Annotated in this window: 8 protein-coding genes and 1 pseudogene; 4 read left to right on the top strand and 5 right to left on the bottom strand. The window is 70.7% G+C overall.

Annotation, left to right across the window (positions count from 1 at the left end; translation table 11 throughout):
- Positions 1–81 precede the first annotated feature (81 nt).
- Positions 82–2,067 (top strand): SpoIIE family protein phosphatase, encoded by a 1,986-nt coding sequence (locus ACGFK0_RS36850; protein WP_392913234.1) that lies wholly within the window; start codon positions 82–84, stop codon positions 2,065–2,067.
- A gap of 24 nt (positions 2,068–2,091) precedes the next feature.
- On the opposite strand, the gene ACGFK0_RS36845 is transcribed toward ACGFK0_RS36850, so the two are convergent.
- Entirely contained in the window at positions 2,092–3,249 is a 1,158-nt protein-coding gene (locus tag ACGFK0_RS36845; protein WP_392913295.1) for a hypothetical protein, read from the bottom strand.
- Positions 3,237–4,091 (bottom strand): DUF4253 domain-containing protein, encoded by an 855-nt coding sequence (locus ACGFK0_RS36840; protein ID WP_392913232.1) that lies wholly within the window; start codon positions 4,089–4,091, stop codon positions 3,237–3,239. The genes ACGFK0_RS36845 and ACGFK0_RS36840 overlap by 13 nt, the downstream gene beginning before the upstream one ends.
- A 191-nt stretch (positions 4,092–4,282) precedes the next feature.
- Between ACGFK0_RS36840 and ACGFK0_RS36835 the strand changes: the two genes are divergently transcribed.
- Both ACGFK0_RS36835 and ACGFK0_RS36830 read left to right on the top strand, forming a co-directional pair.
- Positions 4,283–4,777: an NUDIX domain-containing protein gene (locus ACGFK0_RS36835; RefSeq protein ID WP_392913230.1), complete on the top strand. Its 495-nt coding sequence runs from the start codon at positions 4,283–4,285 to the stop codon at positions 4,775–4,777.
- Between the two features lie 68 nt (positions 4,778–4,845).
- On the top strand, positions 4,846–7,203 hold the full coding sequence (locus ACGFK0_RS36830) for a penicillin acylase family protein (protein WP_392913228.1): 2,358 nt from the start codon (positions 4,846–4,848) through the stop codon (positions 7,201–7,203).
- Here the strand turns inward: ACGFK0_RS36830 and ACGFK0_RS36825 are convergent.
- A complete protein-coding gene (locus tag ACGFK0_RS36825; protein WP_392913226.1) occupies positions 7,190–7,858 on the bottom strand; it encodes a TetR/AcrR family transcriptional regulator in 669 nt (222 codons plus the stop codon). The two genes, ACGFK0_RS36830 and ACGFK0_RS36825, sit on opposite strands and share 14 nt — an antisense overlap.
- 74 nt (positions 7,859–7,932) lie before the next feature.
- Here ACGFK0_RS36825 and ACGFK0_RS36820 point away from each other — a divergent pair, with 74 nt between their 5' ends.
- A complete protein-coding gene (locus ACGFK0_RS36820) occupies positions 7,933–9,543 on the top strand; it encodes an ABC-F family ATP-binding cassette domain-containing protein (RefSeq protein WP_392913224.1) in 1,611 nt (536 codons plus the stop codon).
- A 197-nt stretch (positions 9,544–9,740) separates the two neighbouring features.
- Here the strand turns inward: ACGFK0_RS36820 and ACGFK0_RS36815 are convergent, their stop codons facing one another.
- Together ACGFK0_RS36815 and ACGFK0_RS36810 are read right to left on the bottom strand one after the other, a co-directional pair.
- Positions 9,741–10,238, bottom strand: a complete 498-nt coding sequence (locus tag ACGFK0_RS36815) for an HAD domain-containing protein (protein WP_392913222.1) — start codon at positions 10,236–10,238, stop codon at positions 9,741–9,743.
- Positions 10,235–10,993, bottom strand: a pseudogene (locus tag ACGFK0_RS36810) (IS256 family transposase); the annotation flags it as partial. The pseudogene ACGFK0_RS36810 and the gene ACGFK0_RS36815, both read right to left, overlap by 4 nt.
- Positions 10,994–12,398: the final 1,405 nt, after the last annotated feature.

The following is a 12,398-nucleotide window of genomic DNA, read 5'->3' as shown; positions in this document are numbered from 1 at the left end:
CCTGCCGTATCGCCCGCATCGCGGCCCGTGATGTCCCATAATCGAGCGATGGAGTCGTCCACCCGAATTCTGATTCTCGGCATGGATTCGTCTGGGAGAATACTCCAGTTCGACCGAAACGCCGCCGCAGTTCTCGCCCCCAAGGGCGACGACCTGCAGGGCGCCCCGCTCGACGAGCTGATCCCCGGCGCGCGGGAGCCGCTGCTTGAGGCGATCAAGGCCGGGCGGGAGCGCACGGCGATGCTCGCCGTGGAGAACCCGGAGGGGGGCACCCTCGACGCGGTCGTCACCGTGCACCCCATGATCACCGTGCACCCCATGAACGGCGGCGCCCCCGACGTCGTGGCGCTCGCCGTCGTCCGGGTGCCGGTGCCGCTCGCCGACCGGTTCGTCGACCCCGCCGTGATCCGCAGGGCGCTGCTGGACGACGCGCTCCCGCGGATCGGCTCCACCCTCGACCTCGAAATGCTGGCGCGCGGCCTGATGGACGTGCTCGTCCCGCATTTCTGCAATTCCGGCGCCCTGCTCCTGCTGGAGCGCCACATCGACGCGGACGAGCCGCCGGACGGCCCGGAAGGCCCGCAGATGCGCCGCATGGCGATCGGGTTCGACGACGACGACCCGGCCTGGGACGCGACGTTCCCCACCGGCGAGTCGCTCGTCTACCCGGCGGACACCCCGCACGCGCTGTGCATGGCGTCGGGCGAGCCGGTGCTGCGCGCCCTCGGCGCCGAGGGCGCCGCGAAGCTCGCGGCCGGATGGCGCCGCCCGCCGGTCGCCGAGCTGCTCAAGGGCGCCTCGATGCTGCTGCTGCCGATCGCGTCCGCGGCGGGCGAACTCGGGTTCTTCGTCTGCACCCGCAACGTCGCACACCGCCCCTTCGACGCCTACGACGTCGAGATCGGAATGGACTTCGCCAACCGGGCGTCCATCTTCATCGAGAGCGCCCGGCAGTACTCCAGGGAACGCGCCACCGCCCTCACCCTGCAGCGCAGCCTCCTGCCGACGGGTCTGTCGGCGCCGTCGCCGGTCGAGGTGCACCACCGCTACCTGCCGGGCAGCCGCCTCATCGAGGTCGGCGGCGACTGGTACGAGTCGATCGCGCTGCCGGGCGCGCGGGTCGCGCTGGTCGTCGGGGACGTCGCCGGGCACGGGGTGAAGGCCGCCGTCACCATGGGCCGGCTCCGCACCGCCATCCACACCCTCGCCGGGCTCGAACTGCCGCCCGCCGAGGCCCTCGAACGGCTCGACTCGCTGATGCGGACGCTCGGCGAGCGGGAGCCGCACTTCGCCACCTGCGCGTACGTCGTCTACGACGCGGTCAGCGGCAGATGCGAGGTCGCCAGCGCCGGGCATCTGCCGCCGCTGCTCGCCCCGCCCGGCAAGGACTCGGAGTTCCTGCCGGTGCCGCCCGCGCCGCCGCTCGGCGTCGGCGGCGACGGCCCGATCGTCAGCCGCGAGTTCACCGTCGAGGACGGGACGCTGCTGTTCCTCTACACCGACGGGCTCGTGGAGAACCGGGCCCGCGACATCGACGACGGGCTGGCGCGGCTGCAGGCCACCTTCGGCCCCGGCGCCGCCGCCCGCCCGCTGGAGGACCTGTGCCAGGCGGCGCTCGACGGCGTCTACGACGACCAGCACCGCGACGACATCGCGATGCTCGTGGCCCGGCTGGCGCGCATCCCCGCCGACCAGCACGCCACCTGGGAGCTGCCCGCCGAGCCCGCCGCCGTCCGCCGGGCCCGGGGCCTCATCCGCGACCGGCTGGCCCGCTGGGACCTCGACGACATGGCCCACTCCACGATGCTGCTGGCATCCGAGCTGGTCACCAACGCGATCCGGCACGCGGGCGGGCGGATCACGCTGCGGCTGGTGCGGGAGGGCGGCCTGGTCTGCGAGGTCTTCGACTCCTCCGACGGCCGTCCCCGGATCCGCCACCACGACGACGAGGACGACATGACCGAGTCGGGCCGGGGCCTGCACGTCGTGGGACGGCTGGCGCAGCGCTGGGGCGTGCGCCGCACCGTCGGCGGCAAGGTCGTCTGGTGCGAACAGGACCTGCCCTGACCCGCCGCGCGGGCGGGGGAGAGGTCAGCGCAGCACCGAGATGTGAATGTGGTCGTAGTGGTTCTGCGTGAGGCTCCCGCGGTCCTCCATCGGGCGCCAGCCTCCGCCGCGCACGTTCCAGATGTGCTGCTTCCAGATGACGTAGGAGATCCCGAGCCGCCGCGCGTTCCCGACGGCGTAGGCCGCGACCTGGTCGCCGTGCCGCAGCGCGCCGGCGCTCGGCATGCGCCCGCCGGTGCTCTCCATGAAGTCGCAGGCGCGGCCGTCGCCGTGGTCCTGCGCGTCGGCGGTGGAGCGGTGGCAGCCGATCACCGGGAACGGCCCGAAGAGCCTGGCGATCTCCAGCACCACGGCGCGCATCCTCGGCGTCATCCTGTTGCCGGTGATGGGGGTCGACTCGGCCGTCACCCCGTCCGGCCGTCCGGTCAGCCGCGGCCGCCCCTTCCGCTCGGTGGTCCCGGCCGGGGTCCGCGGCGGCGCCAGTGTCGCCACCTTCGTGCCGGGCGGCAGGATCTTCTTCAGCCGCGCCACGAGCTTGCCGGTGTCGCCCTTCGGGGCGCTGACGACCAGGCCGTTCCCGTCCGGCATGCCGAGTGCCCTGGCCTGTTCGCGGGACACGACCGCGTCGATGTCGCCGATGCCCATCGAGGCGTAGGCGCCGACGCGCACCCGGCCGGAGCGCTCGCTGCTGCCCGCGGGGACCACCGCGCCGAGCGGCAGCGTCCCGTCGCGGCTCTGCTCGAAGGACAGGGCCATGCCGCCCGACGCGATCGTCTGCCACAACTGGTCGGATTCCGCCGTCGCCTCGGGCGCGAACGCCCTGAACTTCGACGGGTCCACACCGAGCAGCCCCATGCGGTGCCCGCCGACCTTGGCCCGCGCGGCGTCCACGACCGTGACCCCGGCGACGCCCTTGAGCGCCCTGGCGCGCTCGACGGCCCGGGGCGGCAGAGGGGACGTCCCGGCGACGAGGAGGTGCGGTGTGTAGCGGCGGGTCAGTGGCGCGACCGCCGGGGCCTGCGGCGCCGAACCCCGGTCGACCGACACCAGGTCGTCCGCCCGCGAGTCCTCCACGCCGGCGTGCCACGAGACGAGGACCGTCACGTCGGCCGCCAGCGTCAGCGCGACGGCCGCGGCGACGATGGCGGGCAGCGTCCTCCCGCGCGCGGTCAGTCCCACCAGAAGGACCAGTTCGTCTTGCCGCGGATCTCCTCGGCGTAGCCTGCGAGGCTGCCGGGCCCCTGGAACAGGATGTCGGGGCAGAACGCCCAGTGCTCGGCGGCGACGTGGACGGCGTGCCGGGTCGTGACCGGCGGCGCGGCGACGCTGACCTCCAGGGTGTTGAAGCCGAGCCCGACGACGCGGGCGCCGAAGCGTTCCTCCCAGCTCCGCAGGACGGCGGCGAGCGGCGCCGTCCACTCGTTGTGGTTGAGGGCGCCCTGCCAGCCGGTGACGGCGAGGGCGTCGGCGCCCCGGTCCACCGCGACCAGGCCCAGCGACATGCCCCGCCTGGCGAGCGCGCGGGCGAACCGGTCGGCCACGGCGCCGGGGTCGTCGATCGGGATGCCGGGCGGGGCCAGGCCCGGGCAGTGCCGCCCGAACGGGGCGAGGTCGTCGAGATCCTCCTCGGCGACCTGATCCGCCCAGTCGGCCCACACCTCGTACATGAACGCGTGGGGATGGTAGTTGCCGATCTCCGCCGCCGGCTCGGGCGCGATCTGGCCGGACGCCCAGGGCTGGTCGCTCTCGTCCATCAGCAGCGGCCACAGGCCCGACCGGGGGTGCTCGGCGCGGAGCCCGCCCCACAAATCCCCGTGGACGGGCTCGTCGCTGAGCCAGAACGCGGGACGCATGAGCAGCCGCCGCTGCGGGTAGCCGGGATCGGGCCACACCAGGTCGCCCTCGGGCAGCGGCACCGACAGCGCGCGCTCGGCCGCGCCGCCGGGCCCGCCGCCGACCCCGTCGCTGTCGTCGAACAGCCGCGGCAGATCGCCCGGCAGGTGCCGGACCTCCACATCATCCATTTCACGCCGTTCCGGTACAGAGCATGCCAGTGGCGATCGTAACGGCGGCGGGGTCGCCCTGGGGGACGAGCCGTACGGTTCGGTCGTCCCGGTCAGGCGTCCGATGGTCCGCGGTCCGCGGTCCGCGGCGGCGCCGGACGCGGGCGTGCGAGGTGGCTTGCGGTGTGCTCCAAGGTGAGATGATCGGCGATATGCGCCGTGTGGAGGCCCGGTCCGGCCCACCTGGACTCGTCAGCGGGACCGTACGGGTCCGGCGGGCCGTCCGGGCGCTGCTGCTGGACGGCGACGCGCTCGTCCTGATCCGGCGCACCCGCCCGGGCCGTCCCGTCTACTGGACGACCCCCGGCGGCAAGGTCGAACCCACGGACGCGAGTCCCGAGGCGGCGCTGCGCCGCGAACTCGACGAGGAACTGGGCGCCACCGCCGGGCCCGTCCGGCAGGTCTTCGCCTGCGCGGAGCAGAGCCCGGGCCTCTACCGCCTCAACACGTTCTACGTGTGCCGCCTGACCTCGATGGACGTGTCCCGCAGGCACGGCCCCGAATTCGACGACCCCGGCAACGGCCGCTACGACGTCGACCGCATGGCCTGCACCTCCGCCGGCCTGGCGTCCATCGACCTCATCCCCGAGACGCTCGCCGCGTACCTCCATGACCACGCCGCCGACCTCCCCGGACTGCTGCCGTAGCGCTCAGGGGCTTGCCAGAGCTGTCGGCGTGTGCGAATTTTGCGGTGTTCTGTGATCAAGGAGCCGCAATGCCGCGAACCCTCCTGCGTGTGATGGGGACCGCCGTCCTCACCGCCGCCGCCCTGACCCCCGTGACCGCCGGCGCGGGGGCCGCCGCCACCGAGTTGCGCGCGGGGCGCGGCATGTCGGCGACCATCCGCTACACGGGATACGGCATCCCGCACATCACGGCGAAGGACTACGCCGGACTCGGATACGGCACCGGCTACGCGGCGGCGAAGGACAACATCTGCCTGATCGCGCAGGGCGTCGTCACGCTGAGCGGCGAACGATCCACGTACTTCGGCCCGGACGCCGCACCGGACGGGTCGCTGTCATCTGCGTCCACCAACCTGGCCAGCGACGTGTTCTTCACGGCCGTGAACGACAGCGGAATCGTCGAGAAGCTGAGCGCCGTGCCCGCCCCCTACGGCCCGGCCGCCGAGGTGCACGAGCTGAGCCGCGGCTGGGCGGCCGGATACAACCGGTTCCTGCGCGAAGGCGAGATCACCGACCCGGCGTGCAAGGGCGCGCCATGGCTGCGGCCCATCACCGAACTGGACGTCCAGCGCAGCGGCTACGCCCTCGCCATGCTCGGCGGGTCCGGAATGGTCACCGACCAGATCGTCGGAGCCGGGCCGCCCGGGGAGAACACGCCGCTGCGCAGGACGCAGTCGCCGCAGGAGGCCGCCGAGGCCGCCCGCAACCTGCTGCCGGACGCCGGCATGGGCAGCAACGCGATCGCCGTGGGGGGCCAGGCCACCGCGAACGGGCACGGGCTCCTCCTCGGCAACCCGCACTACCCGTGGCACAACGGGAGGCGCTTCTGGCAGATGCACCAGACGATCCCCGGCAAATTCAACGTCAGCGGCGCGGGCCTCCTCGGCTCGCCCGTGGTCAACATCGGCCACAACTCCACCTTCGCGTGGAGCCACACCGTCGCCAAGGGCGTGCCCCTCACCCTGGCGGAACTGCGCCTGGTGCCCGGCGACCCGACGTCCTACTTCGTGGACGGCAAGAAGGAGAAGATGACCAAGCGGCGGGTCACCGTCCAGGTCAAGCAGCAGGACGGCTCGCTCAAGCCGGTGACGAAGACGCAGTGGCGCAGCCGCTACGGCCCGATCGTCACGTCCGTCTCGGCCGTCGACCTCCCGTGGACGACGTGGAACGCGTACGCGATCACCGACCCGAACGCCACCAACGTGCGCCTCGCCAACACCTCGCTCGCCCTGGGCCAGGCCCGCACGACCGACGACGCCGTCCGCGCGCTCAAGCGAACGCAAGGCCTGCCCTGGGTCAACACCATCGCCGCCGACTCGCGAGGCAACGCACTCTTCGCGCAGATCCAGGTGCTGCCCAACGTCACCGACGAGTTCGCGGACCGCTGCAACAGCCTCCTCGGCCACCTGACGTTCCGCCAGGCCGGCCTGGCGATCCTGGACGGCACCCGATCGTCGTGCGCGCCGGGCAAGGCCCCCGGAACCGTCCAGCCGGGCATCCTCGACCCGGACCGCTACCCGGTACTGAACCGCGCCGACTACGTCACCAACTCCAACGACAGCCACTGGCTGTCCAACCCCGAGGAGCCGCTGACCGGCTACGACCGCATCATCGGCAACGAGAACGCGGTCCGCAGCCTGCGCACCCGCAGCGGCCTCGTCGCCGTCCAGGACCGGCTCGACGAGAGCAGGTTCACCCGGACCGACATGCAGAACCTCGTGTTCGCCAACCGCAACCACGCGGGCGAACTCGCCGCCGACGGCACCGTGGAGATGTGCCGCGACATGCACCTCGGCGAACCCTGCGACATTCTCGCCGAGTGGGACAGGACGGCCGACACCGGCAGCCGCGGTGCCCTCCTGTTCGACCGCTACTGGCGCAAGGCCACCGCCGCCTGGGACTTGTGGAAGACGCCGTTCGACGCGTCCGACCCCGTTGACACACCACGCGACTTCAACACCGGCTCCTGGGCGGCCCGCAAGGCCCTGATCGACGCGGTCGACGAACTGCGCAAGTCGAACATCCCCCTCGACGCGCCCCTCGGCGACCACCAGTACGTCACACGCAACGGCGAGCGGATCCCGATCGGCGGCGGCACCGAGGGCCTCGGCATCCTCAACAAGATCGAGGCCACGTGGACGCCCGGCAAGGGCTACACCGAGGTCAGGACCGGCTCCAGCTACGTCCAGGTGGTCTCCTTCGACGGCGACCGCTGCCCGGACACCCGGACGCTGATGACGTACTCGCAGTCCGCCGACCCGACGTCCCCGCACTACGCCGACCAGACCCGCCTCTTCTCCGAGAAGCGCTGGGTCACCGAAAGCTTCTGCCCCCAGGAGATCGACAAGACCCCCGGCCTGAAGGTCGTCGACCTCAGCGGAGGCTGACCCGGGCCAACCCCTCCAGCAGGCATTCCAGCCCTTGGACGAACGCGGCGTCCCACTCGTCCCCGCTCAGATGGCCGTGCGCGGCGAGGTTCGGATACCGGTCACGGTTGCGGGCGACATGCTCCGCGGCGGCCTCATGCTCCGCGGCCTCGTCGCCGCGCTGTGCCCCGACCTCCATGAGCGCTGAGCCGATGACATAGTTCGCGACCGCGTACGCGGCGCCTGCGAGCTGCGGCCCCGTCAGCCCTGTCGCGGCCAGAACCCCGTACAGGAAATCAGTGCGGGCCATGACGTTGGGGCCCAGAAGGGGACGTCCACCCAGAACCGCCGCCGACCACGGATGGTCCAGCATCGCGGCCCGCCACCCCGACATCAGCGCGGTCACGTCGGCGTGCCAGCCTGGCCCCGCGTCAGGCATGGGGACGTCGCCGAAGATGGCGTCGAGCGCCAGTTCCAGTACGTCGTCCTTCGTCCTGACGTGCCAGTACAGGGTCGTGGATCCGGTGTTGAGACGCTCGGCGAGCCGCCGCATCGTCAACCGCCCGACGCCCTCCTCGTCCAGCAGCGCCACGGCCTCGCCGACGATGCGTTCCCGCGTCAGAGGTGGCGCCTCCCTGCGCTGACGTTCCTGCCGCAGCCACACGCTCTCGCTCATGCGACCCAAGCTAGTACATTGAGCGATTACTAGACCAATGATCCGGTTACTCGAACAGCGTACGAGAGGATGGCATGGGACACATCGAGGTGAGCCGCCTGACATATGCGCTCCCCGACGGCCGGCTCCTCCTGGACGACGTGTCATTCCGCGTCGGCGAAGGCACCAAGGCGGCCCTCGTCGGGCCCAACGGCGCAGGCAAAACGACATTGCTGCGGCTGATCGCGGGTGACATCCGGCCATCGGAAGGCGTCGTGACTGGCTCCGGCGGCCTCGGCGTCATGCGCCAGTTCGTCGGCAGCGTCCGTGACGGGCGGACCGTCCACGACCTTCTGCTTTCGATCGCCCCCGAGAACGTACGGCACGCCGCGGAACGTCTCGCGGCCACCGAACGCGATTTGGCCGACGAGCGCGATATGGTCACCGAACCCGATATGGCCACCGAACGCAGCCAGCTCGCCTACGCGCAAGCCATCACCGACTACACCGACGCAGGCGGATACGACATCGAGGTCGTCTGGGACACCTGCACCACGGCGGCGCTGGGCCTGCCTTACGACGAGGTGAAGGCCCGAGGGGTGAACACCCTGTCGGGCGGGGAGCAGAAACGCCTCGTCCTGGAGGCCCTCCTCCGCGGCCCGGACGAGGTTCTCCTGCTGGACGAACCTGACAACTACCTGGACGTCCCGGCCAAGGAATGGCTGGCCGAAAAGCTGCGGGCCACGAACAAGACCATCCTGCTGGTGTCCCACGACCGCCGACTCCTCGCGGACACGGCCGACCGCATCGTCACCGTGGAGTCGCGGGGCGTCTGGATACACGGCGGCGGCTACCCGGGCTACGCACAGGCCCGCCGCGAACGCACCGGACGCCTCCACGAACTGCGCCGCCGCTGGGACGAGGAGCACACACGCCTCAAGCAACTCGTCCACACGCTCCGCCAACGCGCCGCCAACAACGACGCGGTCGCGTCCTCCTACCAGGCCGCCCGCACCCGCCTGCAACGCTTCGAAGAGGCAGGACCACCGCAGAGCGCCCCCAAGGAACAGAACGTGCGAATGCGCCTGCACGGCGGCCGCACCGGCAAACGATCCCTGATCTGCGAGTCCTTGGAACTGACGGGCCTGACGCGCCCTTTCGACACCGAGATCTGGTACGGCGAACGCGTGGCGGTACTCGGCTCCAACGGCTCAGGCAAATCGACATTCCTGCGCCTCTTGGGCGGACACGACGTCCCGCACACCGGAGCCTTCCGTCTGGGTGCCCGCGTGGTTCCCGGCCTTTTCGTCCAGACGCACACACGCCCAGACCTGCTCGGCCGTACACCGGCGGAAATCGTCATGTCGGAGAACGCACTGACCCGCAACGACGCCATGGCCGCGCTCGCCCGCTACGAACTGGCCCCCGCGGGCTCCCGCCCATTCGAAACGCTCTCCGGCGGCCAGCAGGCCCGCCTGCAGATTCTGCTCCTCGAACTGTCCGGCGCGACGCTTCTCCTGCTGGACGAGCCGACCGACAACCTGGACCTGGCCGGCGCCGAAGCACTCCAGGAGGGTCTGGCGTCCTACTCGGGCACCGTGCTGGCCGTGACCCACGACCGCTGGTTCGCCACCGACTTCGACCGCTACCTGATCTTCGCCTCCACAGGCGACGTCCACGAGTCGCCCACGCCACTGTGGAAATGACGCGTCGGCGCCCCCCGCGGCGCAGGGGTGTCAATCTAACGGCCGGGTACCCCGCTGAATCGCACCAGCCCGTGAAGGGCAGGTCGTGGAGGGGCACGTCGTGACGCGGTGGACGATCATCGCCTGACGGCGGAATGCGGCATGGGGATCTCAAGGGCCGGCGGAGCAATTGCCGGAAGCAGGGGATCTTCGGTGCCTCAAACCGTCCGTAGCCAGTGGTCGAGGGCCACGAAGTCGTCGTCGGTGAGGCCTTGGGACGACGCGACGTGGTGGAGGAGGGCTTGGCCGGGATGGTGCGCGGTCACCCAGTCCCGATCGGCGTCGGTGATCTCGTCGTCGACCCAGGCGAATGGACGCTGGTTCGCCCAGGCCACCACGGTCCTGGTCTTCCAGCAGAGCCCGAACCACTGGTCCTCACGTTCGTGTTCGGCGGAGGGCTCGGGCCAGGTCACGACGGGGAGCCGGGGCAGCCCGCTCCGGGGTGCGATCAGGGCGTTCGCCTCGTCTTCCCAGGTCGTGGCCCAGACCAGGTCGCACGGCAGCGCCGCCAGCCGAGGCCCCACCTGCGGGTCGAGCCGTGCCAGGTGCGCGGTCGCCCCTGTGCCCGACCGCTCGCCTCGGGAGCCGTCGCCGAACGGCAGGAGCGGCCCGTCGACATCAAGGAACAGCAGGGGGTGCTCCAGGTGGCCGGTCATGCCGCGACGTCCTGCCGGCGATCAACCAGGATGCCGCGCTCGAATCGGCCTCCGGCACGGACCAGGGCGAGGAGGCGGGGTGCGTTGACGGCGTGCCGGCGGGCTTGGGCGGATTCGATGAGCTTGAAGGCCATGGCCAGGCCTGCCGTTCGCGAGCCGGGCGCCGTGGTGACCTTGGTGCGGTGCCGGACGGTGGCGAAGGTCGATTCGATGGGGTTGGTGGTGCGCAGATGCACCCGCTGCTCTGCGGGCAAGTCGTAGAAGGCCATCTGTTCGTCCAGGTCGTCACGGATCTTGGCTACGGCCTTGGGGCGCTTGGCGCCGTAGGCGGCCTCGAACTCCTTCACCGCTACGCGGGCGTGCTCTGCTTCTTCGGCGTTCCAGATCTCGGCCAGGTGCTTGTTCGCGCCGGGGTGCGCGGACTCCGGGAGCGCCCCGAGACAGTTTGCGAGCTTATGGAACCAGCACCTCTGCTCGCGAGACTCCGGGAACACCTCGCGCAGCACGCCCCGCCAGCCCAGCGCACCGTCGTCGACCGCGAGCACCGGAGCGTGCATGCCGCGGCGCTTGCAGTCACGCAGCAGGTCGGGCCACGACTCAGCGGATTCCCGGTGGCGGTCGGTCAGCGCGATGAGCTCCGTGCGGCCGTCGGCGCGTACTCCGATCATCACCAGCAGGCACAGCCTGTGTTCCTCCAGCCGGACATTGATGTTCACGCCGTCGGCCCACAGGTAGGCGCCGTCGACCCGCATGGAGACATGGTCGACGCTGGACAGGGTGCCTTCCCCCTGAAGTGTGGATCATGGGTCCAGGGGAAGAAGGTGTCTTTTGATGGCGCTGACGCATTATCCCGGAGGAGTCTAAGGCCGACGCGGTGGCGTTGTTCCTGTCTGACCCGTTCAACACCTGTAAGCGGATCGCTGCCGATCTGGGGATCAGCCGTGGCTTGTAGCGCAACTTGGTGCTGGAGGGCCAGCGGCGCGGGACGCCGCCGACCCGGCTCGCCCCCGCTGCGCCGCCGACGCGGCAGTACCTATCGTCTGCTGACGTGCATGAACAGGAGGATTCAGCACCTCGAGGCGCGGATCCGTGAACTGGAGACCGAACGCGACATACTCCGGAAGGCCCCTGAGTATGCCGCCGGGGAGACGCGCTGATGAACCGCTTCCAGTTCGTCGCCGACCACCAGGCCCGCCTACGGGGTGAAGCGGTTGTGCCGGATGCTGGAGATCGCCTGGTCCAACTACTACCGGGTGGGGGTCGGCCACCCAGGCCCGGGCCGCCCGGGCCCGCGCCGACGCGCAACTGGCCGAACGCACACCGGAGGTCTTCCTATTGATCAACCACCCTCAGCCGTCAACAACGTGCCTGGTCAGTACAGCCAGGGCGTGGGGTGTGTCTCGAAGTCGGCTGAGCGGCGGCATGCCCTGACACGCCCACCCGCTGGAGCGGTGTCCAGGCTCGTGTTCATCCTGTTACTCGCGCCGGCCAGGATTGGCCGTATCTGGTGGACGCCCTCAGTTACCGCCGTCGACGCGAGGGAGCGCCCATGGGTGACCGCATCGGGTCTCGGCGAGTCGCGGAGGCAGCCCTGACCGCGAGCCTTGTGTGCCCCGGGCTATCTGTCATGTCCCTGCTGGTGGCCCTGTTCATGCTCAGTTACACGTGGACGGGGACGGGGCTGAATCGTGTGCTGGCCGTGGCAGCGAGCCTGGCTGCACTGGCGGTTTTCAGCCTCGGCGGAAGTGCCGTACTCCGCGCAAGAATGGGCGAGCCGGTCTTCCGACGTCACCCCCACGCGGGCGAGGTCGTCCGAAGTCTGGTGCGTGCCGTTACCGGGCCCTTCTTTTCCTGGTCGCCCTCATCCTCGCCATCATGCTGTTCGGAGCCTTCGTGATGTGGCTTGCCTCATGGAGCCGTTGAGTCAGTACGGCAGCCTGATTGGTCTACTTCGAGACACGCCCTTGCCGATCCGGGAAGACACACCCTTTCCCGGGAGATCCACAGGTTTCGATCATTGCTCGCCGGCGGGTTGGCGGTGCCCTCGGTTGAGGGTGCCTTTCCATGGGGTGCGGCGCCGGTGCCGTTGTCGCGGGCTCGGGTCCGGTGCGCACGACGAGCTGGTCGTCGGTGGGCTGGTCGTAGGTGGGCTGGTTGTGG

Origin of the sequence: Spirillospora sp. NPDC048823, from assembly GCF_043198445.1 — a bacterium.
Taxonomy (GTDB): Bacteria; Actinomycetota; Actinomycetes; order Streptosporangiales; family Streptosporangiaceae; genus Spirillospora.
Note: the sequence above shows the minus strand (reverse complement) of the source record. Positions and strands in the feature narration are given on the sequence as shown.